Here is a 20833-nt window from a genome sequence, read left to right on the forward strand (position 1 = left end):
ATGATCACGCTGGTCCAAGTCGTCCTGGCGTTTGTCGTTACCTCGGCGCTGCTGATCGCGCTCATTCACCTGCTGCTGCCCGCAAAGAGATCCTGAAGGGTTTTAGACCATGACCGTCATCGGCTGGATTCAGATTTTCCTGTACTGCGCCATCGTGGTCGCGCTGGTCAAACCGCTCGGCTGGTACATGACCCGCGTCTTCAACGGCGAGTCCACGTTTCTGTCGCCCGTGCTGCGGCCGGTCGAAGCCGGGCTTTACTGGATCGGCGGCGTCGATGAGAAGCGCGAGCAGCATTGGCTGACCTATACGGTCGCGATGCTGCTGTTCCATGTCGGCGGCTTTCTCGTCATCTATGGCCTGATGCGGCTGCAGGCGCTGTTGCCGTTCAATCCGCAGGATCAGTCCGCGGTCGCGCCGGATCTGTCGTTCAACACCGCGATCTCCTTCATCACCAACACCAACTGGCAGAACTACGGCGGCGAAAGCACGCTGTCCTATCTGGTGCAGATGCTGGGCCTGACGCACCAGAATTTCCTCTCGGCGGCGACCGGCATCGCGCTGGCGGTGGCGCTGATCCGCGGTTTTTCGCGTTCCTCGATGCGCACCATCGGGAATTTCTGGGTCGACGTCACGCGCTGCACGCTTTATGTGCTGCTGCCGATCTGCGTGGTCTACACGCTGTTCCTGGTCTGGCAGGGCATGCCGCAGACGCTGGGCGCCTATGTCGATGCCACGACGCTGGAGGGCGGCAAGCAGACCATTGCGGTCGGCCCGGTCGCCTCGCAGGTCGCGATCAAGATGCTGGGCACCAATGGCGGCGGCTTCTTCAACGCCAACGCCGCGCATCCGTTCGAGAATCCCACCGCGCTGTCGAACTTCGTGCAGATGCTTTCGATCTTCGTGATCGGCGCCGCCATGACCAACGTGTTCGGCCGCATGGTCGGCGACCAGCGCCAGGGCTGGGCGATCCTCGGCGTCATGGGCGTGCTGTTTCTCGCGGGCGTCGCCATCACCTATTGGGCCGAAGCCAACGGCACTTCCACGCTGAGCGCGCTCGGGCTCTCCGGCGGCAACATGGAAGGCAAGGAAGTCCGTTTCGGCATCGTGGCCTCCAGCCTGTTCGCGGTGGTCACCACAGCGGCGTCCTGCGGCGCGGTCAACGCCATGCATGACTCATTCACCGCGCTCGGCGGCATGATCCCGCTGATCAACATGCAGCTCGGCGAGATCATCGTCGGGGGCGTCGGCGCCGGCCTCTACGGCATGCTGCTGTTCGTCGTGCTGGCGATCTTCGTCGCCGGGCTGATGGTCGGCCGCACGCCGGAATATGTCGGCAAGAAGATCGAGGCGCGCGAGGTCAAGATGGCGATGCTCGCCATCCTTGTGCTGCCGTTGATGTATCTCGGCTGGACCGCGGTTGCCGTGGTATTTCCGCCGGCGGTGGCGTCGATGGCCAATGCCGGGCCGCATGGCTTCACCGAGGTGCTCTACGCTTTCACGTCGGCCACCGGCAACAACGGTTCGGCGTTCGGCGGCCTGACCGGCAACACCTTGTTCTACAATCTGACGCTCGCCAGTTCGATGTTCGTCGGCCGCTTCTTCATGATCGTGCCGGCGATGGCCATTGCGGGCTCGCTGGCGGCCAAGAAGTCGATCCCGCCATCGGCTGGCACGCTGCCGACCACCGGTGGCCTGTTCGTCGGCCTCGTCGTCGGCGTGATCCTGATCATCGGCGGTCTCACCTTCTTCCCGGCGCTGGCGCTCGGACCGATCGTTGAGCACCTCGCTGACAACGCCAACAATCTGTTCTGATCGATCTCTCTTCGGAGTTACGTCCATGGAAGCCATGAAACTGCAGAAAAAGGTGACGGCCTCGGCGATATCAGACCCGAAGATCCTGGTGCCGGCGATCAGGTCGTCGTTCGTCAAGCTCGACCCGCGGCTGATGATCAAGAGCCCCGTGATGTTCGTGGTCGAGGTCGTGGCTGCGCTGACCACCATCATCTTCCTGCGCGACCTCGTCACCGGCGGCACGAATCTCGGATTCACCTTCCAGATCATTATATGGCTGTGGTTCACGGTGCTGTTCGCCAATTTCGCGGAAGCGGTGGCGGAGGGACGCGGCAAGGCGCAGGCCGAATCGCTGAAGAAGACCCGCACCGAAAGCCAGGCCAAGCTGCTGACCGGTTCGGACAAGACGTTTCGCCTGGTGCCCGGCACCGCGCTGAAAGTCGGCGATATCGTTCTGGTCGAAGCCGGCGACAACATCCCGTCCGACGGCGAAGTGATCGAGGGCGTCGCCTCGGTCAACGAGGCGGCGATCACAGGCGAATCCGCGCCCGTGATCCGCGAATCCGGCGGCGACCGTTCGGCGGTAACCGGCGGCACCCAGGTGCTGTCGGACTGGATCCGTGTCCGTATCACCGCGGCGCAGGGATCGACCTTCATCGACCGCATGATCAGGCTGGTGGAAGGCGCCGAGCGGCAGAAGACGCCGAACGAGATCGCGCTCAACATCTTGCTCGCGGGCCTCACCATCATCTTCGTATTCGCGACCGTGACGATCCCGAGCTATGCGGCCTATGCCGGCGGCTCGATTTCGGTGGTCGTGCTGGTGGCGCTGTTCGTGACGCTGATCCCGACCACCATCGGCGCGTTGCTGTCCGCGATCGGCATTGCCGGCATGGACCGGCTGGTGCGCTTCAACGTGCTGGCGATGTCCGGCCGCGCGGTCGAGGCCGCCGGCGACGTCGATACGCTGCTGCTCGACAAGACCGGCACCATTACCCTCGGCAACCGCCAGGCAACCGCGTTTCGGCCAGTCCGCGGCGTGACCGAGCAGGAGCTGGCGGATGCGGCGCAGCTGGCTTCGCTCGCCGACGAGACGCCCGAGGGCCGCTCGATCGTCGTGCTGGCCAAGGAAAAATACAACATTCGAAGCCGCGACATGAAGGAGCTCGCCGCGACATTCGTGCCCTTCACCGCGCAAACCCGCATGAGCGGCATCGACGCCGGTTCATCGTCCGTCCGCAAGGGCGCGGTCGATGCGATCCTCAATTACATCGGCGGCGGCACCGCTCAGACCATGGCGAGCGGCAACGCCGTTCGTGCGATCCAGCCGACGGTGGGTACGGAAGCGGCCCGCGAACTCCAGGCCATCGCAGACGAAATCGCCAAGGCCGGCGGCACGCCGCTCGCTGTCGCCAAGGACGGCCGCCTGCTCGGCGTCATCCACCTCAAGGATATCGTCAAGGGCGGCATCCGCGAGCGCTTTGCCGAATTGCGCCGCATGGGCATCCGCACCGTGATGATCACCGGCGATAACCCGATGACGGCAGCGGCGATCGCGGCCGAGGCCGGCGTCGACGATTTCCTCGCCCAGGCAACGCCTGAGGACAAGCTGAAGCTGATCCGCGACGAGCAGGCCAAGGGCAAGCTGGTGGCGATGTGCGGCGACGGCACCAACGACGCGCCCGCGCTGGCGCAAGCGGACGTCGGCGTCGCCATGAACACCGGCACCCAGGCCGCGCGCGAGGCCGGCAACATGGTCGACCTCGATTCCAACCCGACAAAACTGATCGAGGTGGTCGAGATCGGCAAGCAGCTGTTGATGACGCGCGGTGCACTGACGACGTTCTCGATCGCCAATGACGTCGCAAAATATTTCGCCATCATCCCGGCAATGTTCCTGGCGTTCTATCCGCAGCTCGAGGTGCTCAACGTCATGCATCTGGCGAGCCCGCAAAGCGCGATCCTGTCGGCGATCATCTTCAACGCGCTGGTCATCATCGCGCTGATTCCGCTGGCGCTGAAAGGCGTCGCCTATCGCGCCGTCGGGGCAGGGGCACTGCTGCGCCGCAACCTGCTGATCTACGGCCTCGGCGGCATCGTCATTCCCTTTATCGGCATCAAGGCTATCGATCTTGTGGTCACCGCCTTGAACCTGGCCTGAGGAGACACATCATGCTTCGCGAAATTCGCCCCGCCATCATCCTGCTGCTGTTGCTGACCGCCATCACAGGCCTTGCCTATCCGCTCGCGATGACCGCGATTGCCGGCGTGATCTTTCCGAAGCAGGCGCAAGGCAGCCTGATCGAGAAGGACGGCAAGGTGATCGGCTCGGCCCTGATCGGGCAGGAGTTCAAGGACGACAAATATTTCCATGGCCGGCTCTCGGCGACGTCGGCGCCGGACCCGGGGGATTCCACAAAGACGGTGTCGGCACCCTATAACGCGGCCAATTCCGGCGGCTCCAACCTCGGCCCGACCAGCAAGGCTTTGGCCGACCGGCTCAAGGAGGATGTCGACAAGCTGAAGGCGGAAAACGCCAACGCTTCCGTCCCCGTCGACCTCGTCACGACCTCTGCCAGCGGCCTCGATCCGGATATTTCGCCGGAGGCGGCGCTATTCCAGGTGCCGCGGGTGGCCAAGGCGCGGAAGATGCCGGAAGAGCGTGTTCGCCAGCTGGTCACGGAGCACACCCAGGGCCGCATGGCTGGATTGCTCGGCGAGGTCAGGGTCAACGTTCTGGCGCTGAATCTGGCGCTGGATGCCGCCGCAGCCAAATGACGGGAGCTAGGCCGCGCCGGATGACATGACTATATTGCCGCATGGCAAATCAGCGCCAGGATCATGAAAAACGACCCTCGCCGGACGCGCTGCTGGAGGCTGCGCGCCGCGAGAATGATCGTGCCGGGAAGCTCAAGATCTTCGTTGGCGCCGCCCCCGGCGTCGGCAAGACCTATGAGATGCTGCAAAGCGCGCATGCCAAGCGGAAGGCCGGGATAGATGTCGTGGTCGGCGTGGTCGAGACCCATGGCCGGGCGGAGACCGAGGCGTTGCTGACCGGCCTTGAAGTGCTGCCGCGCAAGCGGCTCGAATACAGGGACCAGGTTCTCGAGGAGATGGACCTCGACGCGCTGATCGCGCGGCGTCCGCAGATCGCCCTGGTCGACGAACTCGCCCATACCAACGCGCCCGGCAGCCGCCATCCCAAGCGCTACCTCGACGTCGAGGAGCTGCTGTCCCACGGCATCGACGTCTATACGGCGGTCAACATCCAGCACATTGAGAGCCTCAATGACGTGGTCGCGCAGATCACGCATGTGCGGGTGCGCGAAACCGTGCCGGACAAGGTGTTCGATCTCGCCGACGCCATCGAACTGATCGACCTCACGCCCGATGATTTGATCCAGCGGCTGAAGGAGGGCAAGGTCTATGTCCCCAAGCAGGCCGAACGGGCGCTCGAACACTATTTCTCACCGGGCAATTTGACTGCGCTGCGCGAACTGGCCTTGCGACGCACCGCCGAACGGGTCGATGAGCAACTCCTGACCCACATGCAGGCCAATGCGATCGCCGGGCCCTGGGCCGCAGGTGAGCGTGTTCTGGTTTGCATCAGTGAGGACCCGCGATCGGCGGGGCTGGTGCGCTACACCAAGCGGCTGGCCGATCGGCTGCACGCGCAATGGACGGCGATCAGCATCGAGACGAGGCGCAGCCTGCAACTGACCGACGAGCAGCGCGACCGGCTCGCCGACACGATGCGGCTCGCCGAGGCGCTGGGCGGCGAGGCGCTGACCATTCCCGGCGTCGGCCGCCGCATCGCCGATGACGTCATCCATTTCGCGCAGGCGAACAACGTGACGCAGATCATCATCGGAAAGTCGGCACGGTCGTGGTGGTTCGAGCTGATGCGCGGTTCGGTGGTGCACGATCTGGTGCGCCGTGCCGGCAATATCACCGTCAACGTCATCGCCGGCGAGGAACTCGCGGCCGAGCCCGTTCCGAGGAAAACGGTGCGCACGGCCGAACGGCAGGAGCCGTTCGATCCGCTGCCCTATGCGGTGTCCCTGGCGTTCGTCGCCATTGCGCTCGGTGCTGGCCTGCTGGTTCATCCGCGGCTGGGCATCGAAAACGTCGATCTCGTGTTCCTGACGGCCGTGGTCGGGGCCGCCGTCCGTTACGGGCTGTTGCCGTCGCTGTTTGCAAGCGTGGTTGGGTCACTCTGCTACAATTTCTTTTTTCTCCCGCCGGTCTATACCTTTACGATTACCGATCCGCCCAATGTCGCCGCCTTCTTCTTCTTCATGCTGATTGCGATCCTGGTTTCCAACGTCGCGGCGCGGGTACGAACGCAGGCCGTGACTGCGATGGGCCGGGTCCGCACCACGGAATCGCTCTACGCCTTCAGCCGCAAGCTCGCGGGCACCGCGACCCTCGACGACGTGTTGTGGGCGACCGCCTACCAGACGGCGTTGATGTTGAAGGTGCGGGTGGTGCTGCTGTTGCCGGAGGACGGCATCATTACCGTCAAGGCCGGCTATCCGCCCGAAGATCAACTAGACAAGGCGGATCTCGCCGCCGCGAACTGGGCATGGGGCAACGACCGGGCCGCGGGCCGCGGCGCCGATACGCTGCCGGGCGCCAAGCGCCTTTTCCTGCCGATGCGAACCGGACGCGGGCCGATCGGCGTCATCGGCATCGATGATGACAAGACCGGGCCGTTGCTCACCCCGGATCAGCGCCGGTTGCTCGATGCCTTGATGGATCAGGGCGCGCTCGCGATCGAACGGGTGCTGCTGGTGGAGGATATGGATCGGGTCAAGCGCACGGTGGAGTCGGATCGGCTGCGCTCGGCGCTGTTGACGTCGATCTCGCACGACCTCAAGACCCCACTGGCCTCGGTGCTCGGCGCCGCAAGCGCGATGCGCGACCTTGACAGCGGCCTGAGCGACACCGAAAAACGCGATCTGCTGGCAACCGTGATCGACGAGTCCGAACGGCTCAACCGCTTCATCGCCAATCTTCTCGACATGACAAAGCTGGAATCCGGCGCCGTGGTGCCGAACACGGCGCTGCATGATATCGGCGAGATCGTCGGCAGCGTGCTTCGGCGCGCCAGCAAGATTCTTGGAGGCCACAAGGTTTCGCTTGAGCTGGCCGCCGACTTGCCGATGCTGCAGCTTGACGCGGTGCTGTTCGAGCAGGTGCTCTTCAACGTGCTGGACAACGCGGCGAAATATGCGCCGGCCAACACCACGATTTCGATCAGGAGTTCGCGGGAGAGGGATTGGGTGTCCCTGCAAATCATTGACGAAGGCGATGGTATACCGCCCGAGGAGCTGGACATGATATTCGACAAGTTTCACCGCGCGCAAAAGGGCGATCACGTCCGCCCGGGCACCGGCCTTGGCCTGGCGATTTCGCGCGGCTTTGTCGAGGCCATGCACGGCACGATCTCGGCCGCCAACCGGCTTGACCGGAGCGGCGCCGTGCTGACGATCCGCTTGCCGGTCCCGGCCGTATCAGATGCACTGGACACCGCCGCATGAGCGTCGCGCCGATCAAGGTCCTTGTCATCGACGACGAGCCGCCGATACGCAAGCTGCTGCGGATGGGATTGAGCACGCAGGGCTACGATATTCTGGAAGCTCCCAGCGGCAAGATAGCGCTCGAAAAGCTGGCCGAGGGGCCCGCGCTGATCATCCTTGATCTCGGCCTGCCGGACATCCAGGGCCACGAACTGCTGCGCATGATCCGTGGTCGCAACGACAGCGTTCCCATCGTGGTGCTGTCTAGCCGCGGCGACGAGGCCGGGAAAGTTCAGGCGCTCGATCTGGGCGCCGACGATTATTTGACAAAGCCGTTCGGGATGGATGAACTGCTAGCCCGCATGCGCGCCGCGCTGCGGCACCAGTTGCAGGTCCAGGGTGAGCGCCCGGTATTCCGATCGGGCGACCTCGCGGTCGATCTTGTGCGCCGCATCGTCAAGGTGGGGGACAAGGACGTGAAATTGTCACCCAAGGAGTATGAACTGCTGCGCGTGCTGGTGCAGCACGCCGGCAAGGTGTTGACTCACCGGTTCCTGCTCAAGGAGCTGTGGGATGAACTGACCGACGCGCAATACCTGCGGGTCTATGTGCGCCAGCTCCGGCAGAAGATCGAGGCCGATCCGGAGCGCCCGCAGTTTGTTCTGACTGAAACCGGTATAGGCTATCGGCTGCGCGCGCCGGATTGATACGCGGCAGCCTGGCTGGAGTCACGATGAAGATTTCCGATCTGCTATCGCCGACCGACGTCATGATCGACGTTCGGGCCTCGCAGAAGGGGCAGCTGTTGCAGGAATTGGCGGCCACGGCCGCCGTCAATCTCGGCCTGGCTGTCGATCAGGTGACGTCGCATCTCCTGAAGCGGGAAGAGCTGGGATCGACGGGGACCGGCAATGGCATCGCTATTCCGCACGCCCGGCTGACGGGCTTGAAGCGGCCCTATGGACTGCTCGCAAAGCTGAAGCAGGGCATCGAGTTTGATGCCATCGACGGACAGGAGGTGGACGTCGTGTTCGTCCTGTTGCTGCCGGCGGCAGTGGAGAACGAAGCGCTCGCCGCGCTGGCGCTGGTAGCCCGGAGTTTGAGATCACCGGATACGCTAGCGCGATTGCGGGCTGCGAAAAATTCATCCGAGCTCCATGCCGCGATCGCCTGAGGTTGCGGGCTCTGGAACTTTCATGCCAAGCGATGATTAATTTCCTTCCAATCGGGAGGTAGATCCATGGCACGATACTCGAAGAAGGCGTCCACCGACGTCAAGCGCGCAATGAAGAAACGCAAGGCCGGCACCTTGAAGAGCGGCCGTTCCGGCAGAAAAGTGAAGAGCAAGAAGCAGGCGATTGCGATCGGGCTTTCCGAGGCGCGCGCCAAGGGCAAGAAGGTGCCGAAGAAGGCGGCCAAGAAGCGCAAGACAGCGAAGAAGCGGAAGGCGAAGAAGTAGGGCATCTCTATCTCGTCATGGCCGGGCTTGACCCGGCCATCCACGTCTTTGCTGCGGCAAGGAAGTCGTGGATGCCCGGGTCAAGCCCGGGCATGACGAATGAGTGGGGCGCGTTCTCGAAACTACCCCGCCTTGCGCGCCCGCGCCGCCGACCGGTGCGCCTTCTTGGCCGCTCGCCGTTGCGGCGTCCGGCGCGATGTGCCGGCGTGGGCTCGCCGCTTCGCCGCTCCTTTGCCTTCCAGGCTCTGCTTCAGCGCGTCCATCAGACTAACGACGTTGTCGGCCTTCTCCTCGCGCTCCACGGTCTTGATCGGCTTGCCCGCTGCCTTGCGGCGGACCAGCGCCTTCAATGCGTTTTCGTACTCGTCCTTGAACTTGGACGGATCGAAATGCGCGGCCTTGGTATCCAGGATATGGCTGGCCAGTTCGATCATGTCCTTCGATATCCTGGGGCTCTTGATGTCGTCGAAATAGCTGTCCTCGTCGCGCAGCTCGTAGGGATAGCGCAGCGTGGTGCCGAGCAGGCCCTTGCCGAGCGGTTCGATCGCGATGACGTGCTCGCGGTTGGTGAGCACGATGCGCGCCAGCGCGACGCGGTCCTGGTCCTTCATGGCGTCGCGGATTACCGCAAAGGCGTCGATACCGGCCTTGCCGTCCGGCACGATATAATAGGGGTTGTTGAGATAGCGCTTGTCGATCTCGTCACGGGGCACGAAGCTGTCGATGTCGATGGTGTGGTTGCTCTCGATCTGGACCGCCTCCAGCTCCTCCTTTTCGACCTCGACATACTCGCCCTTCTTCAACTCGTAGCCGCGGCCCTTCTGGTCGCTCTCGACGACATCGCCGGTCTCGCTATCGACCATCTGCTGCTTCAGCCGGTTGCCGGTCTCCCTGTTGATCATGTGGAAACGGGTTTTCTCGGCGGAGGTCGAGGCCGGATACAGCGCGATCGGGCATGACACGAGGGAAAGCTTCAGCGAGCCTTTCCAATAGGCGCGAGGGGCCATGACAATCTCCGGTGAGGCGTTTGGGTTCGGAACTTCAACGGTTAGTGCTAGTTTTGGTTCCTGTTGCGACCGTCCGAGAGCTACGCCGTATTTCCCTTATTGCGAGCGCAGCGAAGCAATCCTTCTTACGCCAACCCGAGGCATGGATTGCTTCGCGGAGCCTGTCATCGGGCGCGCATTCGCGCGACCCGTTGGCTCGCAATGACGGTTGGGTGCGACAAAACAACCCGACGGGCAAATCACTTCTGATTTACGGAATCCTTGTCAAGCCCCAAAGTAAAAAATATTTCTGTTTACCAGAATGCAAATCAGGTGCATATGTTTGCCCATCCCGTCCCACTCAGAGGGCGTCGGCCGTCGTCACGGACGTTGGACGGGTTGCGGTGGACGCTGGTTTACGCTGAGACGACGGCGTGGATAGGCGTACGGCAAAACCGTGTGGTCCTGGCGCCCGTTGCTGGCGTCAAGCTGTCGGGTAGGCGAGAGCCGAACGGCAGCGACGGAGTCAACCAAGAACTCGTCTCCGGGGAGATCACGGCATAAGCCGTAAAACCATTGCGCAGGGAAGGCCGGGTGTTCTCCGCTGCCCTGTATGCTCGTGTGCAGCATTTCTTGTGCTAACCGCACACGGGACCGCGGGTGCAGCGCGCACCCGGTCTTCCCTGCGCCCTCTTTGAGAGGGCGGGAAGTTTCTGGCAAAGCTCGGGCCCATCAGGCCGCGAGATCGCGAAGTTGTGTTTCGGATGATGGTGTCGCAACAAACACCACTGTCGTCCCGGCCTTGAGCCGGGACCCATACGCCGCGGCCCGTCGGATAGAGCGCCGGCGTTAGAGACCTTCTTCAAACAATATCCGCCGCGGAGTATGGGTCCCGGCTCAAGGCCGGGACGACTAGCGGTGGGGATACGAAAGCGTGCTCAGGTCACGTCTGGCGGGGTTTGGTTTCGGAACTTCAGCGGTTACCATGGGTTTCGGATACTGGTTTTTGCCGCCGCGCGGGCGGCCGACGGATATGAGGCTTGACCGTGTCGCTGCGAAACCTGACCACCTACCGGAAAAAGCGCGATTTCGAAAAGACCAGCGAGCCATCCGGCGACGTCAAGGTGGCGCCTTCAAAACAGCGGCGGTTCGTGATCCAGAAGCATGACGCGACTCGGTTGCATTACGATCTCCGGCTGGAGTTCGACGGCGTTTTCAAATCGTGGGCAGTGACGCGCGGTCCCTCGCTCGATCCGCACGACAAGCGGCTCGCGGTCGAGGTCGAGGACCATCCGCTCGATTACGGCGATTTCGAAGGCACCATTCCAGATGACCAGTACGGCGGTGGCACCGTGCAACTCTGGGATCGCGGCTATTGGGAATCCGACGACCCCGACCGCGGCTTCAAGAAGGGCGACCTGAAATTCAACCTGCACGGCGAGAAGCTGCATGGCAGCTGGGTGCTGGTGCGGATGAAGGGCGACCGTTACGGCGGAAAGCGCACCAACTGGCTGCTGATTAAACACCGCGACGAGTTCGTGAGGGAAGGCGACGCCAACGATATCCTCGACGAGGACAAATCGGTCGCGTCGGGCCGCTCGATGGATCAGATCGCGAACGGCAAGGGGAGGGCGCCAAAGCCGTTCATGCTGGCGAGGGGTGGCAAAGCCCAGGCCGATGCGGTGTGGCATTCCAACCGCGGCGAGGCGGCGGAAGCGCGGGCGCAGGGAAAAACATCGATCAGGACGTCGATCTCGCGGTCCGCACCTCCAACGAAGGCGCGCGCCGCGGCCAAGGTTAAGGTGGCCAAGGTTAAGAAAGCCGATGCGATGCCGGATTTCGTCGCGCCGCAACTTTGCGCCTCGGCCGAAAGCCCACCCAATTCGGACGGCTGGTGCCACGAGATCAAATTCGACGGCTACCGCATGCAATTGCGGGTCGAGGATGGCGACGCCGTCCTGAAAACCCGTAAAGCACTGGACTGGACGGAAAAGTTCGGCGCCATCGCCAAGGAGGCGACATCGCTGCCGGATGTGCTGATCGACGGCGAAATCGCCGCGCTCGACCATCATGGCGTGCCGCACTTCTCGACGCTGCAGGCCGCGATCTCCGACGGCAAAACCGGCGCGCTGATCTTCTTCGCGTTCGATCTGCTGTTCGCCGGATCTGAGGATCTACGCGGCCTGCCGCTTGGCGAGCGCAAGACGCGCCTGAAGCAGCTTCTGGAAGCCAGGAAGCGTAAGGGCCGCCTGATTCAGTATGTCGCGCATTTCGAGGAAAGCGGCGATTCCGTCCTGGAAGCCGCCAACAAATTGGCGCTTGAAGGCATCATCTCCAAGAAGCTGGACGCGCCGTATCGATCCGGGCGGTCCGAAAGCTGGACCAAATCCAAGACCCGCGCCGGACACGAGGTGGTGCTGGGCGGATGGAAGACCACCAACGGCAAATTTCGTTCGCTGATGGCCGGCGTCTATCGCGACGGTCATCTGGCCTTTGTCGGCCTCGTGGGCACCGGCTTTGGGCAGGACACGGTCCGGCGCATCATGCCGGCGCTGAAGGCGGCGAGTTCGGACAAGAGCCCGTTTGGCGGCAAGGACGCGCCGAAGAAGACCCGCGACGTGCATTGGCTGAAGCCTGAACTCGTCGCCGAGATCGAATTCGCCGGGTGGACCGATGGCGGCAACATCAGGCAGGCGGCGTTCAAGGGGCTGCGGCAGGACAAGCCGGCGAACGAGGTTGAAGCGGAGGGGCCTGTCATGACCAAGGCGGCAAAACCTTTGATCAGGTCCGGCAAATCGTCGGTCAAATCCGCTGAAGTGATGGGCGTCGTCATCTCAAAACCCGACAAGGCGCTGTGGCCCGACGGCGGTGACGGCAAGGGCGTGACCAAGCTCGATCTTGCGCGTTATTTCGAAGCGGTCGGCGAATGGATGATCGGCTATCTCAAGGGGCGGCCGTGCTCGGTGGTTCGCGCGCCCGATGGCATCAAGGGGGAGACGTTCTTTCAGCGTCATGGCATGCCGGGCAAGTCGGAGCTGCTCGAACTCGTCAAGGTCTCCGGCGACCGCAAGCCCTATCTGCAGATCGATCGCATCGAGGGCCTGGCCGCCGTCGCGCAGAGCGGCGGGGTGGAATTGCACCCCTGGAATTGCGCGCCTGACGCGCCCGACGTGCCGGGCCGGCTGGTGTTCGATCTCGACCCCGCGCCCAATGTCGGGTTTGCCGACGTGATCGAGGCCGCCAAGGACATGCGGCAGCGGCTCACCGCCGTGGGCCTCGAGAGCTTCTGCAAGACCACCGGCGGCAAGGGACTGCATGTGGTGACGCCGCTGCTTCACGGCGCCAAAGACAGGGTGACCTGGAAGGAAGCGAAGGCGTTCGCGCAGGGCGTTTGCCAATGGATGGCGAACGACGATCCCGAGCGCTATCTGCTCAACATGTCGAAGAAGCAGCGTCAGGGAAAAATCTTCCTCGATTATTTGCGCAACGACCGGATGTCGACCGCGGTCGCCGTGCTGTCGCCGCGCGCGCGGGAAGGCGCCACGGTTTCAATGCCGCTGACCTGGACGCAGGTGCGCGGCGATCTCGATCCAGGGAAATACACCGTGCGCACGGTGCCGGCGTTGCTGGCCAAAACCAAGGCGTGGCAGGGCTACGATAAGGCGGCGGCGTCGATCAAGGCGGCGATGAAAAAGCTTGCTTCAGCGTAGGGTGGGCAAAGCGCAAGCGTGCCCACCATCTTGTCTTGTGAGAAAGAGGTGGGCACGGCGCAAGCGCGCCTTTGCCCACCCTACGATCCTGAGTCTAAATCTTCCCGAGCAACAACAATATCAGCAGGATCACGATCACCAACCCAAGGCCGCCGCCGCCGTAATAGCCGGTGCCGTAGAACGGTCCGCCGCCGATGCCGGAAAAGCCGCCGAGCAGGGCGATGATAAGAATGATCAGGATGATTGTTCCGAGTGACATGTAGTTCTCCTCAGCCCGGCATTGGGCGCCTGTTTGCCTTGCCCTCAACCGGAAAAACAAACGGCACCTGTGAAAGTTCCGTCTATTGCAGTGCATATATCGAGCTCACCTCTTCCTTTCGAACGGAACGGAATTACATCAGCAAGACCAGACCTGAGGATTTTCCGATGTCCGCACCGCTCGTCGTTTCGATTCCGCACAGCCTCGGCCGCGAAGAAGCCATGCGACGCCTTAAGTCCGGCCTATCGCGCGCTGCGTCGAGCGTGCCGGTGCTGAGCGTCGATGAGGAGCGATGGGAAGACAACCGCATGGTCTTTCGCGTCCGCGCGCTCGGGCAGGCGGCTGCCGGGCATGTCGATGTCGCCGACGATCATGTGAAGGTGGAGGTCGTGTTGCCATGGCTGCTGCAGCGCTTCGCCGAAGTGGCCCAGGCCGCGATCCGGAGCCGCGGCAACCTGTTGCTGACCAAGAAGAACTAGGGCGTTGGCATCAGGCGCCTGCGCTTCGGCGCAGGCATCGCCGCGCCGTGATATCTCGCCTTCAGCACGGCCACGGGGAGGTGCGCCAACAGGTCGGACAACCGCAATTGCGAGGCATCGGCGTCGGCAAATCCCTCCGCCGAATAGCCGCTGATGTCGAGGGTGGCATCATGGCTCTCCGCACGGGGCCACGCCCGGCCACTTTCGGAGAACGCCGCGGACAATTTCGTGACGACGACGATCGCGGCTTCGCGGCCACGGCGGCGGGCAAAGGCGATGAAGTGGTCGCGATGAGGTCCGCTGATATCCAGTGGCTGATAATCGCCGTTCGTGAAGACATCGGCGAGCTCAGTGCGCAACTTGAGGAGATGCCGCGTCCAGGCCAGTTTCAACTTGCCGCTCGGCCAATCCTGCACCAGCTGGTCCCAGTCCGGTGTCTGCAGTGAAGCGAGCAGGTGGGCACGTTTGGCAAAGTCGACCGGCCGCCGGTTGTCGGGATCGACCAGCGAGAAATCCCACAGCTCGGTACCCTGATAGAAATCGGGTACGCCCGGCATCGTTGCCTTGAGCGTGATCTGGCTCAGCGAGTTCAAGGCGCCTAATAGCGATACGCGCCGCGCCAGTGCATCGAGCGCGTCGAGAAACTCGGCGGAAATCGAGCGGTCCAGAATGCGCGCGATGAAGGTGTTCAGTCCTGCTTCATAGGCCTCGTGCGGATTGAGCCAGCTGGTCTCCTCCTTGCCCTCGCGCGCCGCCTTCAGGGCATAGGCCTGCATCCGTTCCAGGAACGCCTCGTCGTCCGGCTGCCAGGCTCCCAGCAGGGTCTGATAGAGCATGTATTCGAATGTCGCCGACGGCGCCCGCATCTCGCCGTCGATGACCAGATGAGGCGCGTTGAGAACCTTCCATCGCGCCACGGCGCTGGTCCACTCGCCATGAATTTCGGACAACGCCATGATCCGGGCGCGGGCGTCCTCGCCCCGCTTGGTGTCATGCGTCGCGGTCGCGGTCATGCCATGCGGCCATTCCCGGGCCCGCGTCTGCATGGCCTGATGAAAATCTTCGACCGAGAGCGCCCTGGCAGATGGGTCACCGCCGACCTCGTTGAGCGCGAGCAGGCGGTGGTAGCGATAGAACGTGGTGTCCTCGAGCGATTTCGCCATCATCGGCCCGGTGAATTGCTGCACCTTCAGCGCAAATCGCCGCACGCGCGGCGCGCTGTGCGGCGGCCGGCCGGGCTTGAGCAGGTCCATGGTCAGGGTATCGCGCAGGAAATCGAAAATGCCGTCATCGGCGGCAAACCAGTCCGCGCGCGCCTTCGCGATCGTTTGCGAGATCAGCGCCCGGTCATGGGCGTTCGGCCCCGACGACGTCAAATAGGTCCGGTAGACCGGGAAGTGCAGCACATAGAGTTCCAGCGCTTGCCGCAGGCTGTCGGCGGCATAGTCCCGTGTCGAATAGTGTCCGCTGGCGATGCGCGCCAGGAGGCGCGTCAGCACCGTGAATTCGCTGGTGAGCAGGGTTTCGAGCACCCGGCGCTTGGCCTCCTTCAGGATCGGTTCGAGTTTAGGCGACTGGCTGCTGATCTGGCGGAAGATTTCACCGAGCGGCTCGAGGCCATCGCCGTCGACCAGCGCCTGCGTGATCGTGTTCATCCACTCGTAGCCGGTGGTGCCGTGAACCCCGGTGAAGGAAGGCAGCTTCTCGTCTTCGCCGAGAATCTTCTCGATCACCATGTAAAATGGTTTGGCGCCCTGCGCGCCGCGGATCAGGCGGCGCAGGCGCTGAAAGTACTGGACCGGATCGCGCAGGCCGTCGATATGGTCGAGCCGCAAGCCCTGCAGCTTTCCTTCCGCGATCAGACGTCTGACGAGTTGATGGATGGCCTCGAAGGTACCGGCGTCCTCGACGCGCAATCCCGCGAGCGAATTGACGTCGAAGAAGCGGCGGTAGTTGATGTCGCTGGAGGCAAGCCGCCAGTGACCGAGCTTGTAATGCTGGCGTTCGAGAAGGTGATGCAGCGCCAGCGTCTGGGCGGGACGATCCGGTCCGGCGCGATAGGCGTCGATCCCGTGTGCGATGGCCTCAGTGCTTCCAGCGATTGCCCGAAGCCCCTCTTTGAACGCCGGCGCTTCCTTCCGGTTCGGGCGGCGCAGCCCGTGGTAGCGCGCGGCGAGGGCAAGGATATCCTTGCCGGCTGGACTATCTTCGGCGCCTGCTTCTCTGACGACGGTTCGCAGGATTTCGCTGTAGCGCTCGGGTGCGATCGGCAGCCGATGCTCGAAATACCATGCCGAAAAGCTGCCTTCGCCCGCATCATAGCGCAGTTCGATCTCGCCGCTTTCCAGCGCCTGGCCATAGGATGAACCGATGATCGGCAGCAGCACGCCGCCACGCGCGCGATACGGCAACAGTTCCCAGTCGATGTCGAAGGATGCCGCGTGCGGCGAGGTCTGGCCCCATTCCAGCACGTCCAGCCACCACGGATTATCGGCGAAATGCACGCCGACATGGTTGGGGACGAAGTCGAGGATCAGTCCGAGATCGTATTTCCGCAGCGCCGCGCTCAACCGCTCGAAGCCGGCTTCGCCGCCGAGCTCGGGATTGAAATGGGTGTGATCGGTGATGTCGTAACCATGCGTGCTGCCCTTGCGAGCCGTCATGAAGGGCGAAGCGTAGAGGTGCGTGATCCCGAGGGCCGCAAGATACGGGACGACGGCAGCGGCCGCATCGAAATCGAAATCCGCCGAGAGCTGCAGGCGGTAGGTCGCGATCGGGATCGCCGGGGGCATTTTCCTATCCGATGCGCCAGTGCACCGACCATGGCGGGACGCGCTCTCCCAACTCGCTGCCCCAGATCAGGGTTCCCTTGAATTCACCTGAAGTATTGGCGATCTCCAGGTCCGACAGGTTGGCGAGCAGGCGAAGCGTGGCGTCATCGCCCATGCGCCAACTGGCGGTCAGCAGGCCATTGCCGGCGGCCTCTGCTTCGCCGAATGCCGCGCTGGCGAGGCGAGGCACGATCTCCCGCCGGCGGATCGCCAGCATCTGCTGCACGGTTGACTGCCGTCGTTGTGCCGCCGGCGCGGCAAGTTCATTCCAGTCGAGGACAGCCGATTGGAAAGTGGATAGCGCCAACGCGTCGGGGACCTCGTCGCCATATTCGGCATAGGCCCAGGCGTATTCGCTGCGGCGCCCTTTGCGGACCGCGTCGGCAAGATCGCCCTTGAAATCACAGAAGAATGGGAAGGGTGTTTTCGAGCCCCATTCCTCCCCCATGAACAGCATCGGGATCGCAGGGGCCAACAGCATGACGGCGAGCGCCGCTTCGATCGCATTGGGATCCGCCACTGCTTCGAGCCGGTCGCCAAAGGCGCGGTTGCCGACTTGGTCGTGGTTCTGCAGGAAATTGATGAAAGCCGTCGGTGCGAGTTTGCCGCTGGGTTCGCCGCGCCTGCCGCGGCGAAACTCCGACATTTCGCCCTGGTAGACAAACCCTGAGGATAGCGATCTGGCGATATCGTCCAGCGGCGAACGCTGATAGTCGCAATAATATCCCTGCTTCTCGCGGGTCATCAGCACGCGCCAGGCGTGATGATAATCATCGTTCCACTGCGCGCGATATTTGCCGCGCGGCGGGTCCTGCGCAGCGTCCAGGATGCTGGCGCGGTTGTCGCCGTTTTCCAGCACCAGATGAATGTGCCGCCCGGTAGCCGCGGCGAGCTGACCTACAGCCATGCTGAGATCGTGCAGCAGCGAGAGACCACCGGGCTCGACGATGCTGTTCACCGCATCCAGCCGTAATCCGTCGAAGCGATAATCGCGCAGCCAATGCAGCGCATTCTCGATCGCGAAGGCGCGTACCTGCGGCACGCGGTAATCGATCGCGCTGCCCCACGGCGTGTGGGCTTCCGTAAAGAACCCCGGCGCGTAACGGCCGAGATAATTTCCTTCGGGGCCGAAATGGTTATAGACCACGTCGAGAAACACCATAAGGCCGCGCAGATGCGCCTCGTCGATCAGCGCCTTGAGATCCTCAGGCCGGCCATAGGCGCTGTCGGGCGCATACCACAGCACGCCGTCATACCCCCAGTTGCGGCTGCCGGCGAAGTCCGCCAGCGGCAGCAATTCCATCGCGGTGATGCCGGTCTGCACGAGATGATCGAGCCGCCCGATCATGGCGCGGTAGCTGCCGTCCGGCGTGAAGGTTCCGACATGAGCCTCGATGATGACGGCTTCCTGCCAGGGCCGCCCGCGCCACTCCGTCGCGCGCCACGGAAAGGCGGCGTGGTCGATCACCTCGCTCGGACCGAAGACGTCTTCGGGCTGGAAATCGGCGGCGGGGTCGGGGATATCGATCTCGTCATCGATGCGGAATTTATAGTGGGCGCCTGATTTCGCGCCGGGGATCTCGGCGGAAAACCATCCATCGTCGCCGCGCTGCATCGCATGGGGTTGCTGCAGCAGCAGATCGACGCGCTTGGCCGCCGGTGCCCACAGGCGAAAGCGCGTGCCGTCTTTCGTCAGCTTGGGGCCAAATTGTCGGTCATTCATGCTGAGCCCGCAAAGGCGAGCACCGAGCGCGGCGGTGCTTTCAGGTCGGCGCCCGCAGCGAAGTCGGCCGTCGCTTGTGCGATTTCGGTGGTATTCAACACCCGCTGCCAGCTCTTGTATTTACTCATCTTGGGCAATTTGAATGCGATCTCTTCGGGGGCGGCGTTCAGAACGATAAAGATCGGCGCTTGTCCTTGTTCCATCGGTCCGAGCACATAGGCGAGGAATCGTCCTTCCGGAAACTTCCAGTCGGATTCCTTCATTTCCTCGGCGGCCGGCGTCAGCCACAGCACGCCGTAGGAGCCGTCGGCGCGACGGCCATCGAGCCAGCGCTGGCAGCGGATCTGGCCGAACCGCCGGCGCAGGCCGGTCAAATGGCCGATGAAATCGGTGAGGTCTTCGCCTTCCTTGCCGAGGTTTTCCCAACCAACCCAGCCGATCTCGTTGTCCTGGCAATAGGCGTTGTTGTTGCCGCCTTGCGAGTTGCCGACTTCATCGCCGGCCAGCATCAGCGGCGTGCCCTGCGCGAGCATCAGGCATGCCAGCTGATTCTTGCGGAGCTGGCGGCGCAACGCAATGATCGCAACGTCATCGGTCGGGCCTTCATGCCCGCAATTGTTGCTGTCGTTGTGGCTGGAGCCGTCGCGATTGTCTTCGCCGTTGGCCTCGTTGTGCTTCTCGTTGTAGCTGAACAAATCCGCCAGCGTGAAGCCGTCATGAACGGTGATGTGGTTGATGCCGGCGCGCGTCGCGCGATTGTCATGGTGAAACAGGTCGGAGGAGGCGGTCATACGACCGGATATTTCGCCGATCAGGCTGCCTGCGCCGCTCCAGTAGCGCCGCATCGCGCTGCGGTATCGGTCGTTCCATTCCGACCATTGCGACGGGAACGCGCCGACCTGGTAGCCGCCCAGACCGAGATCCCAGGGTTCGGCGACCAGTTTCACGGTTGCCAGCACCGGATCCTGCCGCACGGCGGTGAGGAAGGCGGCGTTGCGGTTGTAACCGTTCGGCCCGCGCGCCAGCGTGGTGGCGAGATCGAAGCGGAAGCCGTCGACGTGGCAGACCTCGACCCAATAGCGCAGTGAATCCATCACCATTTGTAGCACGCGCGGATGGGTCAGGTTGACCGAACTGCCGCAGCCGGTGAAGTCGTCATAAAAGCGCCGATTGTCCGGCTTAAGCCAGTAGTAGGACGCATTGTCGATGCCGCGAAACGACAGCGTCGGACCGAGATGATTGCCTTCGGCGGTGTGATTGTAGACGACGTCGAGCATCACCTCGATGCCGGCATCGTGCAGCCGCGCCACCGTGGTGCGGAACGCATCGAGCGGATTGTCCTGCGCGTAGCGCCCTTCGGGCGCGAAGAACGCCAGTGTGTTGTAGCCCCAGTAGTTCACCAGCTTCTTTTCGACCAGCACGCGGTCGTCGATCAGCCCGTGGACCGGCAGCAATTCGATGGTGGTGACGCCAAGGCGCTTGAGATGATCGATCATCGCAGGCGAGGCGAGACCGCTATAGGTGCCGCGCAGGCCCGGCGGCACGTCGTCGCGCTTCTGCGTCAGGCCCTTGACGTGGGCCTCGTAGATGATGGTGTCTTCCCAGGAAATGTTGGGGCGCATCTCGCGGCGGCCCCAATTGAAGGTCTCGTCGACGACGACCGCCTTGGGCATGCCGCGGGCGTTGTCGCGCCGGTCAAAGGAGAGATCCTCGCGCGAGCTGCCGGCCCGGTAGCCGAAATGCGCGTCGCTCCAGACCAGCCGGCCGGCCAGCCGCCTTGCATAGGGATCGAGCAGCAGCTTGTTGGCGTTGAAGCGGTGCCCGTGCTCGGGATGGTAGGGCCCGTGGACCCGATAGCCGTAGAGCTGCCCGGGCGAGACGTCGTTGAGATAGCCGTGCCAGACATCCTCGGTTCGCTCGGGCAATTCGATGCGCTCGAGTTCGCGGCGGCCCTGGCCGTCGAACAGGCAGAGTTCGACCTTCTCTGCGTTGGCCGAGAACAGCGCAAAATTGGTGCCCCTGCCGTCCCAGCTTGCGCCAAGACGTGAGGGCGTTCCCGCGGTCAGGCGCAT

Annotated in this window: 14 protein-coding genes; 9 read left to right on the forward strand and 5 right to left on the reverse strand. The window is 63.2% G+C overall.

Going from position 1 to position 20833, the window contains the following annotated elements:
- Nucleotides 1-109: 109 nt before the first annotated feature.
- The 7 genes from kdpA (at nt 110) to JQ558_RS24310 (ending at nt 8773) form a co-directional block, all read left to right on the forward strand.
- Nucleotides 110-1813, forward strand: coding sequence for a potassium-transporting ATPase subunit KdpA (kdpA, locus tag JQ558_RS24280; RefSeq protein WP_212295427.1), 1704 nt, complete (start codon nt 110-112; stop codon nt 1811-1813).
- Between the two features lie 25 nt (nt 1814-1838).
- Nucleotides 1839-3953, forward strand: coding sequence for a potassium-transporting ATPase subunit KdpB (gene kdpB / locus JQ558_RS24285; protein ID WP_212295428.1), 2115 nt, complete (start codon nt 1839-1841; stop codon nt 3951-3953).
- Between the two features lie 11 nt (nt 3954-3964).
- Nucleotides 3965-4570 (forward strand): K(+)-transporting ATPase subunit C, encoded by a 606-nt coding sequence (locus JQ558_RS24290; RefSeq protein WP_212295429.1) that lies wholly within the window; start codon nt 3965-3967, stop codon nt 4568-4570.
- Nucleotides 4571-4611: 41 nt separating this feature from the next.
- Nucleotides 4612-7335, forward strand: a complete 2724-nt coding sequence (locus JQ558_RS24295; RefSeq protein WP_212295430.1) for a sensor histidine kinase KdpD — start codon at nt 4612-4614, stop codon at nt 7333-7335.
- Nucleotides 7332-8021 (forward strand): response regulator, encoded by a 690-nt coding sequence (locus tag JQ558_RS24300; protein ID WP_212295431.1) that lies wholly within the window; start codon nt 7332-7334, stop codon nt 8019-8021. The genes JQ558_RS24295 and JQ558_RS24300 overlap by 4 nt, the downstream gene beginning before the upstream one ends.
- Nucleotides 8022-8047: 26 nt before the next feature.
- The gene (locus JQ558_RS24305; RefSeq protein WP_212210247.1) at nt 8048-8488 is read left to right on the forward strand and encodes a PTS sugar transporter subunit IIA; all 441 of its coding nucleotides are present in this window, start codon (nt 8048-8050) and stop codon (nt 8486-8488) included.
- A gap of 66 nt (nt 8489-8554) precedes the next feature.
- On the forward strand, nt 8555-8773 hold the full coding sequence (locus JQ558_RS24310; protein WP_212210248.1) for a DUF6496 domain-containing protein: 219 nt from the start codon (nt 8555-8557) through the stop codon (nt 8771-8773).
- A 122-nt stretch (nt 8774-8895) separates the two neighbouring features.
- Here JQ558_RS24310 and JQ558_RS24315 read toward each other — a convergent pair whose 3' ends face one another.
- Nucleotides 8896-9780: a Ku protein gene (locus JQ558_RS24315; RefSeq protein WP_212295432.1), complete on the reverse strand. Its 885-nt coding sequence runs from the start codon at nt 9778-9780 to the stop codon at nt 8896-8898.
- A 1025-nt stretch (nt 9781-10805) separates the two neighbouring features.
- On the opposite strand from JQ558_RS24315, the gene ligD reads away from it, so the two are divergent.
- Entirely contained in the window at nt 10806-13469 is a 2664-nt protein-coding gene (ligD, locus tag JQ558_RS24320; protein ID WP_212295473.1) for a DNA ligase D, read from the forward strand.
- Nucleotides 13470-13563: 94 nt separating this feature from the next.
- Here the strand turns inward: ligD and JQ558_RS24325 are convergent, their stop codons facing one another.
- The gene (locus tag JQ558_RS24325) at nt 13564-13728 is read right to left on the reverse strand and encodes a DUF3309 family protein (RefSeq protein WP_212295433.1); all 165 of its coding nucleotides are present in this window, start codon (nt 13726-13728) and stop codon (nt 13564-13566) included.
- A 167-nt stretch (nt 13729-13895) separates the two neighbouring features.
- Between JQ558_RS24325 and JQ558_RS24330 the strand changes: the two genes are divergently transcribed.
- On the forward strand, nt 13896-14207 hold the full coding sequence (locus tag JQ558_RS24330; protein ID WP_212206353.1) for a polyhydroxyalkanoic acid system family protein: 312 nt from the start codon (nt 13896-13898) through the stop codon (nt 14205-14207).
- Here the strand turns inward: JQ558_RS24330 and treY are convergent.
- Genes treY through glgX form a run of 3 tightly spaced genes read right to left on the reverse strand, consistent with a single transcriptional unit; the run spans nt 14204 to nt 20833 of the window.
- The gene (treY, locus tag JQ558_RS24335; protein ID WP_212295434.1) at nt 14204-16999 is read right to left on the reverse strand and encodes a malto-oligosyltrehalose synthase; all 2796 of its coding nucleotides are present in this window, start codon (nt 16997-16999) and stop codon (nt 14204-14206) included. The genes JQ558_RS24330 and treY overlap by 4 nt on opposite strands.
- 4 nt (nt 17000-17003) lie before the next feature.
- A complete protein-coding gene (treZ, locus tag JQ558_RS24340) occupies nt 17004-18761 on the reverse strand; it encodes a malto-oligosyltrehalose trehalohydrolase (protein ID WP_212295435.1) in 1758 nt (585 codons plus the stop codon).
- On the reverse strand, nt 18758-20833 hold the full coding sequence (gene glgX / locus JQ558_RS24345) for a glycogen debranching protein GlgX (RefSeq protein ID WP_212206359.1): 2076 nt from the start codon (nt 20831-20833) through the stop codon (nt 18758-18760). Before glgX ends, treZ begins: the two co-directional genes overlap by 4 nt.

This window comes from Bradyrhizobium sp. AUGA SZCCT0160 (genome assembly GCF_018130105.1).
GTDB lineage: Bacteria > Pseudomonadota > Alphaproteobacteria > Rhizobiales > Xanthobacteraceae > Bradyrhizobium.

What these genes read in the sequence shown, in the direction of transcription:
- kdpA (WP_212295427.1), top strand. Translation starts at nt 110, where the DNA reads ATGACCGTCATCGGCTGGATTCAGATTTTCCTGTACTGCGCCATCGTG.
- kdpB (WP_212295428.1), top strand. Translation starts at nt 1,839, where the DNA reads ATGGAAGCCATGAAACTGCAGAAAAAGGTGACGGCCTCGGCGATATCA.
- JQ558_RS24290 (WP_212295429.1), top strand. Translation starts at nt 3,965, where the DNA reads ATGCTTCGCGAAATTCGCCCCGCCATCATCCTGCTGCTGTTGCTGACC.
- JQ558_RS24295 (WP_212295430.1), top strand. Translation starts at nt 4,612, where the DNA reads ATGGCAAATCAGCGCCAGGATCATGAAAAACGACCCTCGCCGGACGCG.
- JQ558_RS24300 (WP_212295431.1), top strand. Translation starts at nt 7,332, where the DNA reads ATGAGCGTCGCGCCGATCAAGGTCCTTGTCATCGACGACGAGCCGCCG.
- JQ558_RS24305 (WP_212210247.1), top strand. Translation starts at nt 8,048, where the DNA reads ATGAAGATTTCCGATCTGCTATCGCCGACCGACGTCATGATCGACGTT.
- JQ558_RS24310 (WP_212210248.1), top strand. Translation starts at nt 8,555, where the DNA reads ATGGCACGATACTCGAAGAAGGCGTCCACCGACGTCAAGCGCGCAATG.
- JQ558_RS24315 (WP_212295432.1), bottom strand. Translation starts at nt 9,780, where the DNA reads ATGGCCCCTCGCGCCTATTGGAAAGGCTCGCTGAAGCTTTCCCTCGTG.
- JQ558_RS24325 (WP_212295433.1), bottom strand. Translation starts at nt 13,728, where the DNA reads ATGTCACTCGGAACAATCATCCTGATCATTCTTATCATCGCCCTGCTC.
- JQ558_RS24330 (WP_212206353.1), top strand. Translation starts at nt 13,896, where the DNA reads ATGTCCGCACCGCTCGTCGTTTCGATTCCGCACAGCCTCGGCCGCGAA.
- treY (WP_212295434.1), bottom strand. Translation starts at nt 16,999, where the DNA reads ATGCCCCCGGCGATCCCGATCGCGACCTACCGCCTGCAGCTCTCGGCG.
- treZ (WP_212295435.1), bottom strand. Translation starts at nt 18,761, where the DNA reads ATGAATGACCGACAATTTGGCCCCAAGCTGACGAAAGACGGCACGCGC.
- glgX (WP_212206359.1), bottom strand. Translation starts at nt 20,833, where the DNA reads ATGCGCCTGACCGCGGGAACGCCCTCACGTCTTGGCGCAAGCTGGGAC.